Here is a 17,113-nt window from a genome sequence, read left to right on the forward strand (position 1 = left end):
ACATGGGCGCTCAACTCAGGGTCTACAAGCAGAAGATCTCTTCTGCTCAGACGACCAAGAAGATTACGAAGGCGATGGAACTCATCGCGGCTTCGCGCATTCAGAAGGCGATGGCGCGCGTTCGCGCGTCGTCGCCCTTCGCGCGGGCGGTCACACAGGCTGTGTCTGCTGTCGCGACGTACTCCGACGTCGATCACCCACTCACACGCGAGCCGGAGACGATTCGTCGGTCAGCCGTCGTGGTCTTCTCATCAGACCGCGGCCTTGCCGGTGCCTTCAACTCCCAGATTCTGCGTGAGGCGATGGAGCTGGGCGAGCTCATCCGCTCGCAGGGCAGTGAACCGGTTTACTACCTCGTCGGGCGTAAGGCCGTCGGGTACTTCCAGTTCCGCGGCATCAAGTCCGCTGCAGAGTGGACCGGTGACACGGATACTCCGCAGTTCAAGACTGCTGAGGAGATCTCGGCGTCGCTGCTCGAGGCATTCCAGCGCGGCGGTGCTGACGGTGGGGTCGACGAGTTGCACCTCGTCTTCAACCGCTTCGTCAGCATGATGACGCAGAGCCCGGAAACGGTCCGTCTGCTCCCGCTGGAGATCGTGGAGAACGCTGAAACTCCCGAGCCCAGCGCCGCGCTGTACCCGCTCTACGATTTCGAGCCGGATGCAGAGACTGTGCTCGACGCGATTTTGCCGGTGTACGTCCAGAGTCGGGTCTTCAACGCCCTGCTGCAGTCGTCGGCCGCCAAGCAGGCCGCGACGCAGAAGGCAATGAAGTCGGCCAGCGACAACGCCGACAAGCTCATCACCGACTACACCCGTCTGCGCAACAACGCGCGTCAGGCGGAGATCACGCAGCAGATCGCGGAGATCGTCGGCGGCGCCGACGCCCTCGCATCGAGCAAATAGACCATCAGGAGAGAGACGAAAATGACCCCCACCGCTACGGCTGACCAGCCGGCGACCGCGGTCGCCGGGCGCGTCGCACGCGTCAACGGTCCGGTTGTCGACATCGAGTTCCCGCACGACTCGATTCCGAACATCTACAACGCACTGAAGACCACGATCACGATCGGCGAACAGTCGACTGAGATCACGCTCGAGGTTGCACAGCACCTCGGTGACGACCTGATCCGTGCCATCGCCCTCAAGCCCACTGACGGCATCGTCCGTGGCCAGGAAGTGCGTGACACCGGCGAGGCCATCTCGGTTCCCGTCGGCGACGTCACCAAGGGCAAGGTCTTCAACGTGATCGGCGAGGTTCTCAACGCAGAGCCCGGCGAGCAGATCGAGATCACCGAGCGCTGGCCGATTCACCGCCAGGCGCCGAACTTCGACCAGCTCGAGTCGAAGACGCAGATGTTCGAGACCGGCATCAAGTCCATCGACCTTCTCACCCCGTATGTGCTGGGTGGAAAGATCGGCCTGTTCGGTGGTGCTGGTGTCGGCAAGACCGTCCTCATCCAGGAGATGATCCAGCGTGTTGCGCAGGATCACGGTGGTGTGTCGGTGTTCGCCGGTGTCGGTGAGCGCACCCGTGAGGGCAACGACCTCATCCACGAGATGGAAGAGGCCGGCGTCTTCGACAAGACCGCCCTTGTCTTCGGTCAGATGGACGAGCCGCCGGGAACCCGTCTGCGCGTCGCGCTGTCGGCTCTGACGATGGCGGAGTACTTCCGCGACGTGCAGAAGCAGGACGTGCTGTTGTTCATCGACAACATCTTCCGCTTCACGCAGGCCGGCTCCGAGGTCTCCACGCTGCTGGGCCGCATGCCTTCGGCCGTGGGCTACCAGCCGAACCTCGCCGACGAGATGGGTCTGCTCCAGGAGCGCATCACCTCGACGCGCGGTCACTCGATCACCTCGCTGCAGGCGATCTACGTTCCGGCCGATGACTACACCGACCCGGCTCCGGCGACCACCTTCGCGCACCTCGACGCGACGACTGAGCTGAGCCGTGAGATCGCGTCGAAGGGTCTGTACCCGGCCATCGACCCGCTGACCTCGACGTCGCGCATCATGGATCCCCGCTACTTGGGCGAGGACCACTACCGCGTTGCGACCACGGTCAAGCAGATCCTTCAGAAGAACAAGGAACTGCAGGAGATCATTGCGATCCTCGGTGTCGACGAGCTCTCCGAAGAGGACAAGATCGTCGTGTCGCGTGCACGTCGCATCCAGCAGTTCCTCTCGCAGAACACCTACATGGCGAAGAAGTTCACCGGTGTCGAGGGGTCGACGGTTCCGCTCAAGGAGACCATCGAGTCCTTCGATGCCATCGCAAAGGGTGACTTCGACCACGTCGCTGAGCAGGCATTCTTCAACGTCGGTGGTATCGGCGACGTCGAAGAGAAGTGGGCTCAGATCCAGAAGGAGAACGGCTGATCATGGCACTCGGCGCTAGCTCGCTGAAGGTCAGCCTCGTCTCCGCTGACGCGGAGGTCTGGACGGGAGAGGCTACGCTCGTCGTCGCCAAGACCGTTGAGGGTGAGATCGGCATCATGCCAGGACACGAACCGATTCTGGCCATCCTGGCCGAGGGCCAGGTTCGCATCACCGAGCTGAACGGCACGAAGGTGCTCGCCAACGCTCAGGATGGTTTCCTGTCGATGGATCGCAACCAGGTGACGATCGTCGCCGGTAACGCCGCCCTCATCGCCTGAACTGACTGATCACGGACGCGTCCGCTCTTCGACTCATACCGGTTCCCGGTCCCTGACACTGTCGGAGGGCGGGCGCTTTCGCGTCTGGACATCATGAAAATTCTGCTTCCCCCCTCCGAAACGAAGCGTGCCGGGGGCGACGGATCACCGCTATCGCTGCCCTCCCTCGCTCTCTCGGCGCTCACGGACCAGCGTGAAGCCTGTGTAGAAGCACTCGTCACGCTGGCTGCGGAACCGCTCGAGGCCCGCCGGGTGCTCAAGCTCAGCGAGCGCCAGCTCGGCGATATCGGGCACAACGCGGCCCTCCGCTCGGCACCCACTCTGCCCGCCATCGATCGCTACACCGGTGTGCTGTACGACGCGGTGGACGCTGCCGGCCTGGACGCTGATGCCCGCGCATGGCTCGGACGTCATGTGCTGATTCACTCCGCACCGTTCGGACCGGTCGCAGCGCTCGATGCTATTCCCAGCTATCGACTGGCAGCAGGTGCATCCCTGCCGGGTGTTCCACCACTGCGCAGGCTCTGGGCTGACGCGACCACCGCCGCGCTGGCCATGGCGGAGTCAGCGTTCATCCTCGACCTGCGCAGCGAGGCCTACGTCGCGCTCGGTCCGCTGCCGCAGCGTGCGGCATCCGCCTATGTCCGTGTCGTCACCGAACACGGCCGCGCTCTCAACCACTTCAATAAGAACGCCAAGGGCGAACTCGTTCGAGCGCTGGCTGAGTCCCGTCCGTCGGTACGCTCCGTGCAGTCGCTCATCGCCTGGGGGGATGAGCGGGGCTTCCGTTTCCGGCCGAGCGACGATGGCATCGCGCTCGATCTTGTCGTCGACTCCTGATCCGACATACGCCGATGATGCGTGCAGCGGCCCCGCGGGCACGCTATCGTGATTGACGCGACGTGGAATGCGTTGCTCATTCCTTGGAGGGACTAATGGACTCTTACTACTACGACACCACAGGGGCGGCCGCGGGCATCCTCGTCGTCACGGTGTTGCTCAGTCTGCTGTTCGCAGTCGCTGGCTACGTGTTGTCGTCGCTGTTCCTGATGAAGATCTTCGAGAAGGCTGGCGTCGAAGGTAAGTGGCGCGCCTGGGTTCCGGTCTACAACAGCATGATCTTCCTCAAGCTCGGCGACATGAGCCCCTGGCTGATCCTGTACGGCATCGGTGCATCTGCGGTGCTGGGCTGGATTCCGGTTATCGGACAGATCATTATTCTCGCTGCGGCCGTTCTGATGGTTCTGGCGGCTTACCGCGTTGGCCAGAAGCTGCAGAAGGAGGGCGCCTGGGTCGTTCTCTACATCTTCTTGTCGATCGTCTGGCTCGGAATCAACGCCTTCGACAAGTCGCGTTGGAACACGCAGATCCCTCCCGCTCCCTGGGCTGCTAACGCTTTCTTTGGCGACCGCACCCAGTGGGTTGCCGTCCCCGCGCAGTCGTCAGGTCAGGTTCCGCCCGCTTACGGTGCTGCTCCTGGATACGGTGCTGCTCCTGGCTACCAGCCGCCGGCCGCTCCTGGCTACCAGCCGCCGGCCGCTCCTGGCTACCAGCAGCCCGCCGCTCCTGGATATCAGCCACCTGCAGCGCCGGGATATCAGCCGCCGCCCTCGGCTCCTCCCGCTGCTGCTCCCGGCATTCCTCCCGTGACGCCGCCGCCGGCTGACCCGCCGCAGCCTCCGACGACGCCGCCGGCACCCCCGATGCCTCCGGCACCGCCGGCGGATCCGACGCAGCCGCCGGCTCGATGAGCTAACCGCTTCAGAGCGTGAGACGCAGGACTCTCGACTTTGTTCGAGAGTCCTGCGTCTTGCGTGGCGGATACTCCGATAGCGTTAACCCATGGTCACGTCGCAGTCCCGAACAACGTACGCTTCGCAGTTCCAGTACGATGTGTGAGTATCCTGCGGCCACCCGACTCGCCGCGTTCACCCCGGAGGCTTTCTTTGTCTGAGACGACCACGCAGACGTATCGCGTTGGCGTTACCGATGATGACGATGTGATTCTGCACTGGGCTGCAATCACAGACACCGGCCACCGGCGTGACAATAATCAGGACGCGTACCTCGCCGAGTTCCCGCTGTTCGTCGTCGCTGATGGTATGGGCGGTCATGCCGGCGGCGAGATCGCCAGCCAGAGCACGATCGCGCGGCTGCAAGAGATTGTCGATGGCGGCACAGTCGCCACCGCAACAATCGAGAAGGCGCTTGAGCTCGCCGTCGCGGACATCGCCTCGCATCCGGACACCACTGACGAGGGCACGGGCACCACTCTGACCGGAGTGTTCTTCGATGCGGCAATGGATGAACCTCGATGGGTGTCGCTGAACATCGGCGACTCGCGGGTCTACCTGCTGCGTGATGAGCGACTTGTGCAGGTGACGACAGATCATTCTGTGGTTCAGGAGCTGATCAGTTCCGGGCGCCTCAGCCCAGAAGAGGCTGACGGGCACCCGTACAGCAACGTGATCACACGCGCAGTCGGTGCCAGTGAACTTACACCCCCGGATTACCTGGGCATCGAGGTGCTCGACGGCGATCGTTTTGTGATCTGCTCGGACGGACTGACGAAAGAGCTCACCGATTACGGCATTCAGCATTTCCTGCGCGAGGAATCGGATCCGGCAAAGGCTGTCGACGCGATGCTCGCAGCGGCTTTGGAAAATGGCGGGCGAGACAACGTCACGCTGATCATCGTCAAGGTCGAGCGTACGGGCGGCGCTGTTTCTGCGGATGATGCCGAAACAGCGAAGATCAGCACGATCGATGAGTCTTCCTCCACACCGGAGTAGTTGAGAAAATAACCTCAGAAGGCTGTGGATAACGGCTTCTGCGCGGTTCGGGTGTCGTGCAATGGGTGCATGGACCTCGAACCCATCATGCTGCCGCCCGCGGCCGCAGAGCCTCGCAAACAGCCCATTCCGGTGTTGGCGGCTGTCGTGCCGATCGCCGCTGGCGTCGTGCTGTGGTTGATCACCGGTTCGATCTTCTCGCTGTGCTTCGCAGCCCTGGGGCCGCTGATGATTGGGGCATCGCTGCTGGACGGGTTGCGCACGAAGCGTCGTGATCGCCGCATCGCGGACGAAGACGCAGTTGCTGCCTGGCGGCGCGTCGAGCAGGACCTGGGGCGTCGGCAGTTGCGGGAGCGGCGCGAACTTCGGCGAAATCACCCTGATGCGGCTGCGAGCATTCTGGACCCGCCCCTGCGTGATCTGCAACCGATCGACGACACCACCGCGCTCGTCGTCGGCTCCGGCACGCGCCCCAGTGCATTGCGAGTCACCGGCGACGACAGCGAGCGTGCGCGAGCCTTTCGCGAGCGGGCGGCGAACCTCGAGGATGTTCCGGTGGTCGTCCCGATGCGGCGCGGTGTCTGCTTTCACGGACCGCTGCCTCTCGCCTCCGCCGCGGCGCGGGCTCTTCTGGTGCAGCTGTGCTTGCGCTTTTCCCCGTCACAGCTCGCGCTGCTCGGCGACGGACTCAGGCCGCTGGGACTCGGGCGGTTTCCGCACGCCGGTCCACCCCGCCGTGGTGCCTGGCGGATCGCTGTGATGCTCGGCGACGGAGACTCCCCAGATGCAGCTGCGCACGTGTGGGTATGCGATTCTGACGCAGACGTGCCAGAGGGCATCACGACGGTGATCGACTGCACACGCCCCCAACGTGGGCGGCTGCGTACCACCGCGGGTATCGAAGAGATCGTGGTGGAATGCCTTTCGATGGCGCAAGCCCAGGCTCTCGCGGTCGCGAGTCTGGATCGCGAGGGCGATGTTGCCCAGCTGCCCGACAGTGTGGCCTTGGCACAACTGCGACCGCCGCCGCACGACGATGCGCCGGGGCTCCGTGCCGCGGTCGGCCGCACCGAGAACGCTGACGTGTTCCTCGATCTCGTTGAGGACGGCCCGCATGCGATCGTCACAGGTATGACCGGCTCGGGAAAGAGCGAACTGCTGGTCACCTGGATCGCGGCGATGGCTGCCGCGCACGATCCGGACACGCTGGCATTCGTTCTGGCGGATTTCAAGGGCGGTACGGCATTTGATCCGCTGCGAGCGCTGCCGCATGTGGCCGCGGTGATGACCGATCTTGATGAGGAGGGCGCCAGACGCGGTGTGGAGAGCCTGACCGCGGAACTCCGGCGCCGCGAGGCCATCCTCGCAGAGCTCGGCGCTCGAAACGTCACCGAAGCCGGTGGCAGACTGGCTCGCCTGGTGATCGTGGTCGACGAGTTCGCGGCGCTGCTGCAGGAGCACCCGGATCTCGGTGCCGTCTTCACCGACATCGCGGCGCGCGGACGGGCTTTGGGGATGCATCTGATCCTTGGCACGCAGCGCGCGGCCGGTGTGATCAAAGACGCGCTGGCGGCGAACTGTCCGCTGCGCGTGAGCCTGAGAGTGACGGAAGCCGCGGACAGCCGGCTGGTGATCGGCTCCGACGACGCTGCCGACCTCCCCGGTGGCGCAGCATCCCGAGGCCTGGCTTTCATTCGGCGTCCGCAAGATTCGGATGCTTTCGCCGTGCGCATCGCGCTGACCGGGGCGGACGATCTGCGCGCCGCTGCCTCGCGGTGGGCGGGGGCTGCCGAGCCGGCGAGTCCTTGGCTGCCGCCGCTGCCGAAGATGCTCGCGTTGGATGAGCTGACTCCTTCCCACGATGCACCGGACGCGCTGCTGGTGGGGCTCATCGACGAACCAGAACGGCAACGGCAGTCGCCGATGCTGCTGCGGCCCGGAACCGATCGAGGGCTCGCCGTTATCGGAGGAAGCGGCTCCGGCCGGTCGAGCATCCTCCGGCTTCTGTCAGCCCAGAGCCCACATGCCATGCTGATTCCCGCAGACTCCGAACGGGCCTGGGATGCCCTGACGGCGCTGAGCGAGGGGGATGCTGCGCCTCCGAGACTCGTCCTGTGCGATGACCTGGACCAGTTGACCGCATCATTTCCGGTTGAGTATGCGCAGGTGTTTATCGAACGCTTCGAGAAGCTGGTGCGCTCATCTGCCGCGCGCGGTTGCACCGTTGTGATCGCGACGGGGCGCGGATCCGGTCAGATCTCTCGCGTCGTCGATGCGCTACCGCAGCGCCTGCTGCTGCGGATGAGTACCAAGATGGAGCACCTCGCCGCCGGCGGCGACAACGACGGCTACCACCGTGACCGTCCGGCCGGGCGCGGCCGCATCGACGAGCGGGAGGTGCAGATCGCTTGGGTGCAGCCGGAGCCCGCTCACGGTCACGCACCAGCCCCCGAGGCGGGCACTGATTCGCTGTGGTCGCCGGCGGCAGGAATCGTCGGGGTCGTCGCGCCCGCGGTGCGCCGTGTGACCGAGGCGCTGCGCAGCGCCTTTCCGGACTGCGATGTGCGTCCGGTCGTTGACCGTCTCGCGGAGCAGGCAACGGATCACTCATCCACACTAATGATGTCGTCTCCGTCAACCCCGACGGTGCTGGTTGGAGACGCGGAAAGCTGGCAGCGTCAGTTCGCCCAGTGGCAGCGTGTCCGCAGCGAGGGGGAGATGCTGATCCTCGCCGAGTGCGCGAGTGAATTACGCTCTCTCGCCGGATGCCGTGAGCTGCCGCCGTACGCCGAAACCCATATGGCTCGTGCCTGGGCGCTGCACGACGGCTCCTCACCACGTCGGGTGGTCGTTCCCGGGCTCAGCGCCGTCTGAGCGTCACAGCGCCGACGCGAGCGGCTGGGAGTCCCAGCCGTGCGAAACAGCGACGCTCTCGTTGACTACAGCTCCGCCGGTGGTGTTGAGCCCGGCAGCCAGCGCGGCATCCGATCGAAGGGCCTCTCGCCAGCCCCGGCTCGCGATCTGGCGAATATAGGGGAGAGTCGCATTGGTGAGCGCTGAGGTCGACGTATTGGGAACGGCGCCGGGCATGTTGGCTACGCAATAAAAGACGGTGTCGTGCACGGCGAAGGTCGGATCGTCGTGCGTGGTGGGACGGGTGTCCTCGAAGCAACCACCCTGATCGACAGCGATGTCCACCAGGACGCTGCCGGGGCGCATCTGCGACACCATCTCATTCGTGACGAGCTTGGGTGCGCGGGCGCCGGGAATCAGCACCGAGCCGATCACCAGGTCGGAGGCGAGTACGGCACTGCGCAGATCCAGCGGGTTGGAGGCGGCCGTCTTCACACGTCCGGCGAAGTGGTCATCCAGCATCCGCAGTCGCGCGATGTTGGTGTCGAAGATCGTGACGTCGGCGCCCATCCCGCTGGCGATCACAGCGGCGTTCGCACCGGCGACACCGCCGCCGATGATGGTCACGGTCGCTGGGCGTGTTCCGGGAACTCCGGACATCAGCAACCCGAGGCCGCCGTTCGAGCGCATCAGCGTGTTGGCACCGACCAGCGGGGCCAGCCGCCCGGCAACCTCGCTCATCGGAGCGAGAAGCGGCAATCCGCCGCCGGGCAGCTGCACCGTCTCGTACGCGATGGCGGTGACCCGTTCGGCCACGAGACGCTGTGTCAGAGCGCGATCGGCGGCAAGATGCAGGTACGCGAAAAGCGTCAGGTCTTCGCGAAGATGAACGTACTCGGATTCGATGGGCTCTTTGACCTTCAGGACGAGCTCGGCGTTCGCCCAGACGTCGGATGCGTCGCCCAGGAGTGTCGCGCCCGCCTCGGCGTACTCGGCATCGGGCATGGAAGATCCGACACCGGCGCCGACCTGTACGAAGACCTCGTGGCCCGAGCGCACCAGATCATGCACACCGGCAGGGGTCAGCGCGACACGGTACTCGTTGTTCTTGACCTCGGTGGGGACGCCGATTCTCATCATTGCTCCTGTTCGCCCTCGAGGGTGAGGGATTCAGAGCCCCGGGTCGGGGCCTCAGATATCGGCGCCAGGACGGATCGTCCCGACGTCGCTGCCCCCGCCATGCACGGCGAGGGGGAGCGCAGCGATCAACGTGGCGACATCGGCATCGCTGAGTGCGCCTGCCCGAGCCAGCAACGTTGCCGCGACGATCGTCGATGCGCGAGAAGAGCCGTCGAGCATTTTCAGAGCGACAGTCGCGCCATTGGGGGCGACCATCACCATGATCCCCTCGGCGCCGCCCTTAGTGAAGACGCCGAGCGTCTCAATCGCGATGGTGTCTGCCGTCCCTGGGCCCTGGATCGTCCAGGGGTTCTCCTTGACGGCGCGAACCAGGGTGCCGGCGACGCGGTGCAGCGCAAAGGGCGAACGCTCGGACGCGGTGCCGATACGGTGGATGCCGCGAGCCAGACCCGCAAGAGTGATTGCGTGTACGGGGGCCCCGCATCCGTCGACCGACGTGTGGGCGATCTTCTCGCCGGTGAGGCGCTCGACGACCTCACGGATATGCAGCTGCAGCGGGTGCGCGGCATCCAGATAACCCGCAGTCGGCCAGCCAGTGGCGACACACGCACGCAGCATGGCAGCGTGCTTTCCCGAGCAGTTCATGCGGATGCGGGCGGGCTGCCCGTGCTCGCGAACAAGCTCATCGCGGCTGCGCGTGTCGCTCGGCCAAGCCGGCGGGCACGCGAGGTCATCCTCTGTGAGGCCGCCGGCGGTGAGAATTTCCCGCACGACGTCGGCGTGACGGTCCGTACCGGTGTGACTGGCCGTCGACATGGCCAGTTCGACACCGGTGAGATCTGCACCCGCGGTGACGCAGGCAACTGCCTGGAGCGGCTTCAAACTCGAGCGGGGGAGGATCAGCGCGTCCGGATTGCCGAGCGTTCGCACCACATCGCCGTCAGGCGAGAGCACGATTGCCGCTCCCGCATGGCGTGATTCGACGAATCCGCTTCTTTCGACAACGGCAAGTTCAACAGCATCCGCCACAGTAAGAGTCTCCAGCACCCCACAAGCCTAGTGCGTCCGGTTTTCCCATCCCGGTGGCGCACCGTGTCAGACTGGCGCGATGAAGATCGGGGAACACCACTACGCCCTCACCGCCACGTGGGATGGAAATCTCGGCACCGGCACGAGTGGCTATCGGGACTACTCGCGTGATGTCAGCATTCGTGTCGATGGGAAGCCTCTGCTGCTGGCCTCCGCCGACAAACCTTTTCGCGGCGACCCCGAGCGGTGGAATCCGGAGGACCTGCTGCTTGCGGCGCTGTCGGAATGCCATCTGCTGTCGTATCTGCACGCCTGCGTGTCAGCCGGCGTCGTGGTGGTTTCGTACCGCGACAGCGCTACGGGGGTGATGACCGAGGATGGCAGGAGCGGGGGCGCGTTCACCGAGGTGCTTTTGCGGCCGCAGGTCATCGTGGCCGATGCCTCGATGATCGGCGCCGCCGAGCGCGCGCACGCGGACGCTCATCGGATGTGCTTCATCGCGAACTCGGTGAATTTCCCGGTTCGCCATGAAGCGACAGTTACGGCTGGTTCGGCTAGCGCCGTTCGTGCGGGAGAGCCTGCTTGATCTTTTCGATCGTGCTCTGGGCCGGCGGTTCGTTGTAGACACCGGCGAGTTCCTGACCGCTGAGGGCGTGAATCGCGGACATGATCTGATCCGTGGCCAGTCGCCGGGCCCTGCCGCTGGAGGCTGGGCCATGCACCGAGACATCGATCGGATCGCCGAAGCGAACGGTGACGCGCTTTTTCAGCGAGGGCATCTTCGCGTCCTGCGGCATGACGGTGTCGGTGTCGACGAGCCCGACGGGGACAACCGGCGCGCCAGTCTGCAGTGCGAGAAACGCCACGCCGGTGCGGCCCTTGTACAGGCGCCCGTCCCGGGAGCGGGTCCCCTCCGGATACAGCGCGACGGCGAGACCCTCGTCAAGCAGCTGCCGCTGCTGGTCCAGGGCGTTCAATGCGGCTTGACCGGCGCCGCGACGGACCGGGATCGCGCCGATCGACTGGAAGAAACGGCGCATCATCGTCCCCTTCACGCCGGTCCCTTCGAAATACGTGGACTTGGCCAGGAAATGCACGGGACGAGGCGCTGCCACGGGGATCGCGATCGAGTCGATGAACGAGAGGTGGTTACTGGCGAAGATCACGGGGCCGGTGGCCGGAACCTTCTCGCGTCCGAAGACGTGCGGGCGGTAGATGATTCGCGCGAGCGCACGGCCGAAAGCATAGATTCCGCCTGCGTGGCGTGGCGTCTCCGACTCCTCTGCGGCTCGCGTCCCGGTCGGTTCGACGGCCGACTCGGGGGAGGGCGACTGCTCAGAGGTCATCAGATCAGGCTACTCCCGGGCGCATGCCACCGCGGGAATGCAGCCGTCCGCGCGTGTCAGAGGAGATCGACGGAGCAGCTTCTCAGCGAGGGCAAAGGCGAATACGACAGTATGAGATGTCCCTCCAGAAGATTTTGAGGTCTTACTGTGCGCAACCGCTCACTCATCGCCGTGTCCACCACCATTGCAGCCACCCTGCTTCTCGCCGGTTGTGCGGGTACCGAGGGTGCCACCGGACAGGACAAGGACTCCGAGACGACGGCGACCGACCTGTGCTCGGCCACGGTCGAGTCCGGCGCCGCATCGGATGATGTCACCGTTGAGGGTGACTTCGGCACGGCCTCGGAAGCGAAGTTCGAGCTCGGCCAGAAGGTTGAAGAAGCACAGCGCACTGTGCTTTCGGACGGCGATGGCGCAAAGATTTCCGAGGGTGACTACGTCAGCTACGCGCTCAGCGCCTTCGACGGTGACAGCGGTGATCGTATCGGCGATGCCGGCTACACCGACGGTGAACTGCTTCCCGCGGCATTGACAGCGGATGCGCCGCTCGGCCAGCTCATCGGCTGCGCGAGTGCGGGATCGCGCCTGTCGATCGTCTTCCCGACGACCGAAGAAGCCGCTGCCCAGTACTACATTCTCGATGTGCTCGACGTGGTGCCCACGGCGGCCTGGGGTGAGGAGCAGGAGCCTACCGAAGGCCTGCCCGCCGTCACGCTCGATGAGGACGGTGTCCCCTCCGTCGAGATCCCTGAGGGCGAGGCACCCACCGAGCTGCAGATCGCGGTGCTCAAGGAGGGCGACGGTGCTGCGGTTACGGCCGGGGACACATCGCTCCTGCAGTACCACGGCGTGAGCTGGAACACCGCAGAGACGTTCGATTCGTCGTGGGAGAACGGCGCACCGATCCAGATTCAGGGAAACACCTACGTCGAGGGCTTCGTCGAGGCACTCGAGGGTCAGAAGGTCGGCTCCCAGGTGCTCGTCGTCATTCCTCCGGCGCTGGCGTACGGCGAGGAAGGCGAGACCGAGCACGAGCTCGCCGGACAGACCCTCGTCTTCGTGATCGATATCCTCGCCACGATGCACCCGGCGGCTGCATAACGTACCCGTGAGTGCTCCGGATTCGACGCCGGGGCATAGGCTGACGATATGCGTCGCATCATCGTTCTGGGCTCTACTGGTTCCATCGGCACACAGGCCCTTGACGTCATCCGGGCCAATCCGCGGCGGTTCGAGCTGGTGGGACTTGCTGCCGGCAGCAACGCCGAGCTTCTCGCTCAGCAGGCCGAGCAGTTCCACGTCGATGACACCGCGCTCGGTGCGGAGCAGGCCGAACAGCTCGTCCGCGATGTCGACGCAGATGTGGTGCTGAACGCGATCACCGGATCGATCGGGCTCGGCTCGACGCTGGCGGCGCTCCAGGCTGGCCGCACGCTCGCGCTCGCGAACAAGGAGTCGCTGATCGTCGGCGGCGAGCTGGTCACCGCGGCGGCCAAAGAGGGGCAGATTGTTCCGGTCGATTCCGAACACTCGGCCCTCGCTCAGGCGCTGCGCTCCGGCACGCACGCCGAGATCCGCAGGCTCGTGGTCACAGCATCCGGGGGGCCATTCCGCGGACGCACCCGCCGGCAGATGAACGATGTCACTCCGGCGGAAGCACTCGCGCACCCCACCTGGAATATGGGCCGCGTCGTGACAACGAACTCGGCGACACTGGTCAATAAGGGCCTCGAGGTGATCGAGGCGCGCCTGCTCTTCGACGTCGACTACGACGACATTCAGGTTGTCGTGCACCCGCAGTCGATCGTGCACTCGATGGTCGAGTTCATCGACGGGTCAACAATCGCCCAGGCATCGCCGCCCGACATGCGTCTGCCGATCTCGCTCGCGCTGGACTGGCCACATCGAATCGGTGGGGTGGGGCGTCCACTGGATTGGACGCAGGCGAGCAGCTGGGACTTCGAGCCGCTCGATGATGAGGCGTTCCCCGCTGTTGCACTCGCGAAACAGGTCGGCCGTGCGGGTCGGACCTTCCCCGCGGTCTTTAATGCTGCCAACGAGCAGGCCGTGGACGCCTTCCACGAAGGACGGCTGTCGTTCCTCGGCATCGTCGACACGATCACCCGCGTCGTGGATGCGCACGATTCACCTGATCAGTTGACCGTGGAGTCTCTTGCTGAGGCGGAAGCGTGGGCTCGCGCAACGGCAGATCAGTTCATCGGCACGCGCTGAGGTCAGTCCGCGTACGGCACCGGCCAGTGCGGCTCCGGCACGGACCAGCCGGCATCACGCAGCGCGCGGCGGGCGAGTTCGCGTGCCGAATACGGCGTGCGCACACCGCGGACGTCACGGTAATCCTGATGCCCAGGCCCTGCCCACAGGATCGCGTCACCGTCACCGACCAGGGCGACCGCGGCAACGATCGCCGTTTCTGGCGGGGAATACTCGTGGATCTCGGCATCCGGCTGCGCGTTACGTGCGCCCTCGATGAGCGTCGCACGAATCGACTGCGGATCTTCGAACCGCGGATGGTGGTCGGTGATGACGAGGATGTCGCTGCCCTCGACAGCTGTTCGTCCCATATCGAGCCGTTTCGTCGCGTCGCGGTCGCCGTCTGCGCCGAAGAGCATCAGGGTACGACCGGGCGTGACGCGGCGAACGGCGGCGAGGGTCTTCACAAAGGCGTCAGGGGTGTGTCCGAAATCGACGAATACCGCGGGGCCGCTGTCGCCGGAGACCAGCTCGGTGCGGCCGGGAAGATAGGCGTTGATCTGGCCGTCGCGCTCAAGCGCCGACTTGATGCGTTCCCAGGCGTACCCGCCTTCCAGCAGCATCGCGATCGCGAGGGCCGCGTTGGATGCCATGTGCGGGCCGATGACGGGAACAACCGTGGTGAGGGATCGACCCTGGGGACCCGTCATCGTGAAACGGGTGCCGCGCTGGCGTTCCTCGTCGATCGTGACAACCCAGTCGGCGGCCGCCGCGGCCTCGGCATCGGCCGCGATTGCGGGGGTGCCGACAGTGACGACGGGTATCTCTGAGGCCGCGACGACATCGGCGCCGGACGGCGAATCCAGGCAGATCACGGCACGCCGGGCACGATCGGGGCGGAACAGGGCGAGCTTCGCCGCGAAATACTCCTGCATGTCGGCATAATCGTCGAGGTGATCATGGCTGAGGTTTGTGAAGCCGGCGACATCGAAAACGATGCCGTCGACGCGGTGACGTGACAGCGCCTGGGCGCTGACTTCTACCGCGACGGCCTCGACGTCGCGCTCACGCATCAGCGCGAGCAGAGCGTGCATCTCGGATGCCTCGGGCGTTGTGAGTCGGGAGACGATGACGTCGCCGGCGATGTGGCGCTCTGCGGTGGAGGAGAGCCCGGTGACAACCTCGATCTGGCGGAGGATGCCCTCCAGCAGATGGGAGACGCTGGTCTTGCCGTTGGTTCCGGTGGCGGCGAACAGCAGTGGAAGCGTGTCATCGGCGCCGGTGCCGTACACCCAGGCGCTGAGGGCGCCCAGGACGCCGCGCGGGTCATCGACGATGATGATGGGGAGCCCGGAAGCGGCCGCGATCTCAGCACCGGCCGCGTCAGTGATGACGGCGACGGCGCCCTTCTGGGCTGCTGCTACGGCGAACTCCGCACCGTGCTTGTTGACGCCACGGATTGCGACGAAAGCCTCGCCGGCGCGGAGATCGGCGGTGGCGAGGGTGATTCCGGAAAGGGTGACACCGGCAAGTTCACCGCGGGTGGCGGTGGCGAAGCGGGCGGCGAGATCCGTCAGCGCCCGCTTTGGCGGAGCGGCAGGTCGGAGCACGGGCGGAAGACTGGGCTGAGTGGTCGACATAGCCCTTCTATGATCTCACGCGCAACTGTCAGGGACGTGGCGACGCACAAGCGTCGGCACGTCCCTTCGGGGCGCTGTCAGACGCGCAGAAGAGGCGTCAGGATGAACGCCGGTACGCGAGCACAGCGACCGTCAGTGCTGCGAGAGCAGCCACCAGGCCCCCGACACCGAACGCGATAGGCAGCGGTGACTCGGCCGTTGCTTCAGCCGGTGCTTCTGCCGCCGCTTCGCCGGATACGACAGTGACCACGGGTGCTGGTGAATCGAGGTCGTGCGGGTCGATGCCCGCGTCCGCGATCTCAACCCATTCGTTGACTCCGCTCTCACACTGCTGTTCTACGGGAAACGCGAGCGACTCCGGCGCTTCCTGCATCAGCTGCACAGCCATGCTGGCTGCTCCGCGCATCTCGCCGGGAATCGGCGAGAGCGCCGTGTATGTGACGGCAGAGACCAGGCCGTCGTCGGCGCGCTCCACCGCGATGTCCCAGCTCGGGTCGACTGTGGGAGCAACGGATGCGAGTCCCTCCGGCATCGTGATCCGCAGGGCGGTCGTAGGCGAATTCTCACAGCCGTGCGTGAAAGAGAACGTCAGTACCGCTGAGCCACCCTCGTCGATTGCATCGGGCATTACTCCGACGTGTGCGTGGGCTGCGGTGGGGGCGAGTAGAACGATCCCGGCGGCGAGGGCCGTCACGATGGCGGCGCGGCGGGTGGTGCGGGGTCGAGTGGTTTCAAGCATGGTTTCTCCAATGGATCTGCAGAGTCGTCTCTGCATGCGGGCGCGCCGATGAGCGCGATGCCGCGAGGGTGCCGTCAGACGGCGATGATCACATCTGCGGGCGAAGGGCCGCGGAGACAGACAGGTGGTCCTCGCAACGAGAGGTCGCTGGCCCAGAGTTGGTGGTTGGGACGCGGCGCCGCGGCAGCGTGCGCGCACGGGGCTGGCCACTCGCCGTGCAGCCGAGGTAACCATCGGACAAGCGCGGCGCGCACCCAGCGTGCGATGAAGCTGAGGATTCGCTCGCCCCGCCACAGCAGGACGACGGTAAGGGCGGCCGCGAGGACGTGAGCGCCGAGCATCGAATCATCGGGGGCGATGGATGAAGTGATCGATCCCAGCACCAGGTGATGGCCATGGTGAGCGTGCTGGCTGTTCTGGGCTGTGTTCGTTCCCGGTCGAAGCGCCGCGCCGAGCGCGACGAACAGCACGTGGAATGCCGCCTGCGCGAGTGCCACTGTCGCGCTCAGCTTCGTCACGTTGAGGGTTCGCCCCACGAGGAACGCCGCGAGAGGTGTTAGCAGGATGCTGAGGGCGAGGACGAGCAACGGCTGAGGGGGTGATCCTCCGCCGATCGTGTGCGAGACCGCGGCGATGATGGTCGACATCGACGATGCGGCAGCTCCGCGGAGGAGACGCAGCTGCCGAGGGGTCACATCTCTTAG

Annotated in this window: 16 protein-coding genes; 10 read left to right on the plus strand and 6 right to left on the minus strand. The window is 65.5% G+C overall.

Annotated elements, in window-relative coordinates; translation table 11 throughout:
- Positions 1–2: 2 nt before the first annotated feature.
- The 7 genes from ACSS7Z_RS06330 (at position 3) to ACSS7Z_RS06360 (ending at position 8,325) form a co-directional block, all read left to right on the plus strand.
- Complete coding sequence (locus ACSS7Z_RS06330; protein ID WP_438253629.1) at positions 3–905, plus strand: F0F1 ATP synthase subunit gamma; 903 nt, start codon at positions 3–5, stop codon at positions 903–905.
- Positions 906–926: 21 nt separating this feature from the next.
- On the plus strand, positions 927–2,381 hold the full coding sequence (gene atpD, locus ACSS7Z_RS06335; RefSeq protein WP_438253630.1) for a F0F1 ATP synthase subunit beta: 1,455 nt from the start codon (positions 927–929) through the stop codon (positions 2,379–2,381).
- A 2-nt stretch (positions 2,382–2,383) separates the two neighbouring features.
- Positions 2,384–2,659 (plus strand): F0F1 ATP synthase subunit epsilon, encoded by a 276-nt coding sequence (locus ACSS7Z_RS06340; protein ID WP_438253631.1) that lies wholly within the window; start codon positions 2,384–2,386, stop codon positions 2,657–2,659.
- A gap of 93 nt (positions 2,660–2,752) precedes the next feature.
- Positions 2,753–3,499 carry a YaaA family protein gene (locus ACSS7Z_RS06345; RefSeq protein ID WP_438253632.1) on the plus strand — a complete coding sequence of 249 codons (747 nt, stop codon included), beginning with the start codon at positions 2,753–2,755 and terminating at the stop codon, positions 3,497–3,499.
- Between the two features lie 95 nt (positions 3,500–3,594).
- Entirely contained in the window at positions 3,595–4,410 is an 816-nt protein-coding gene (locus ACSS7Z_RS06350; protein ID WP_438253633.1) for a DUF5684 domain-containing protein, read from the plus strand.
- A 195-nt stretch (positions 4,411–4,605) separates the two neighbouring features.
- Entirely contained in the window at positions 4,606–5,451 is an 846-nt protein-coding gene (locus ACSS7Z_RS06355) for a PP2C family protein-serine/threonine phosphatase (RefSeq protein ID WP_438253634.1), read from the plus strand.
- Between the two features lie 69 nt (positions 5,452–5,520).
- Positions 5,521–8,325, plus strand: coding sequence for an FtsK/SpoIIIE domain-containing protein (locus ACSS7Z_RS06360; RefSeq protein WP_438253635.1), 2,805 nt, complete (start codon positions 5,521–5,523; stop codon positions 8,323–8,325).
- A 3-nt stretch (positions 8,326–8,328) separates the two neighbouring features.
- Here the strand turns inward: ACSS7Z_RS06360 and ald are convergent, their stop codons facing one another.
- Together ald and ACSS7Z_RS06370 are read right to left on the minus strand one after the other, a co-directional pair.
- The gene (gene ald, locus ACSS7Z_RS06365; protein ID WP_438253636.1) at positions 8,329–9,441 is read right to left on the minus strand and encodes an alanine dehydrogenase; all 1,113 of its coding nucleotides are present in this window, start codon (positions 9,439–9,441) and stop codon (positions 8,329–8,331) included.
- Between the two features lie 54 nt (positions 9,442–9,495).
- The gene (locus ACSS7Z_RS06370; protein WP_438253637.1) at positions 9,496–10,491 is read right to left on the minus strand and encodes an asparaginase; all 996 of its coding nucleotides are present in this window, start codon (positions 10,489–10,491) and stop codon (positions 9,496–9,498) included.
- A gap of 61 nt (positions 10,492–10,552) precedes the next feature.
- Here ACSS7Z_RS06370 and ACSS7Z_RS06375 point away from each other — a divergent pair, with 61 nt between their 5' ends.
- Entirely contained in the window at positions 10,553–11,059 is a 507-nt protein-coding gene (locus ACSS7Z_RS06375) for an OsmC family protein (RefSeq protein ID WP_438253638.1), read from the plus strand.
- Here ACSS7Z_RS06375 and ACSS7Z_RS06380 read toward each other — a convergent pair.
- Complete coding sequence (locus ACSS7Z_RS06380; RefSeq protein WP_438253639.1) at positions 11,028–11,819, minus strand: lysophospholipid acyltransferase family protein; 792 nt, start codon at positions 11,817–11,819, stop codon at positions 11,028–11,030. The two genes, ACSS7Z_RS06375 and ACSS7Z_RS06380, sit on opposite strands and share 32 nt — an antisense overlap.
- Positions 11,820–11,966: 147 nt before the next feature.
- Here ACSS7Z_RS06380 and ACSS7Z_RS06385 point away from each other — a divergent pair, with 147 nt between their 5' ends.
- Together ACSS7Z_RS06385 and dxr are read left to right on the plus strand one after the other, a co-directional pair.
- Complete coding sequence (locus ACSS7Z_RS06385; RefSeq protein WP_438253640.1) at positions 11,967–12,920, plus strand: FKBP-type peptidyl-prolyl cis-trans isomerase; 954 nt, start codon at positions 11,967–11,969, stop codon at positions 12,918–12,920.
- A 48-nt stretch (positions 12,921–12,968) separates the two neighbouring features.
- The gene (gene dxr, locus ACSS7Z_RS06390) at positions 12,969–14,051 is read left to right on the plus strand and encodes a 1-deoxy-D-xylulose-5-phosphate reductoisomerase (RefSeq protein WP_438253641.1); all 1,083 of its coding nucleotides are present in this window, start codon (positions 12,969–12,971) and stop codon (positions 14,049–14,051) included.
- A 2-nt stretch (positions 14,052–14,053) separates the two neighbouring features.
- Here dxr and ACSS7Z_RS06395 read toward each other — a convergent pair whose 3' ends face one another.
- From ACSS7Z_RS06395 to ACSS7Z_RS06405, 3 genes are all read right to left on the minus strand, one after another.
- Complete coding sequence (locus ACSS7Z_RS06395; protein ID WP_438253642.1) at positions 14,054–15,670, minus strand: Mur ligase family protein; 1,617 nt, start codon at positions 15,668–15,670, stop codon at positions 14,054–14,056.
- Positions 15,671–15,767: 97 nt separating this feature from the next.
- Positions 15,768–16,409 carry a YcnI family copper-binding membrane protein gene (locus ACSS7Z_RS06400; RefSeq protein ID WP_438253643.1) on the minus strand — a complete coding sequence of 214 codons (642 nt, stop codon included), beginning with the start codon at positions 16,407–16,409 and terminating at the stop codon, positions 15,768–15,770.
- Between the two features lie 74 nt (positions 16,410–16,483).
- A complete protein-coding gene (locus ACSS7Z_RS06405; RefSeq protein WP_438253644.1) occupies positions 16,484–17,104 on the minus strand; it encodes a hypothetical protein in 621 nt (206 codons plus the stop codon).
- Positions 17,105–17,113: the final 9 nt, after the last annotated feature.

Origin of the sequence: Microbacterium wangyouchuni (assembly GCF_051546305.1) — a bacterium.
In the GTDB taxonomy this organism is placed as follows: domain Bacteria; phylum Actinomycetota; class Actinomycetes; order Actinomycetales; family Microbacteriaceae; genus Microbacterium.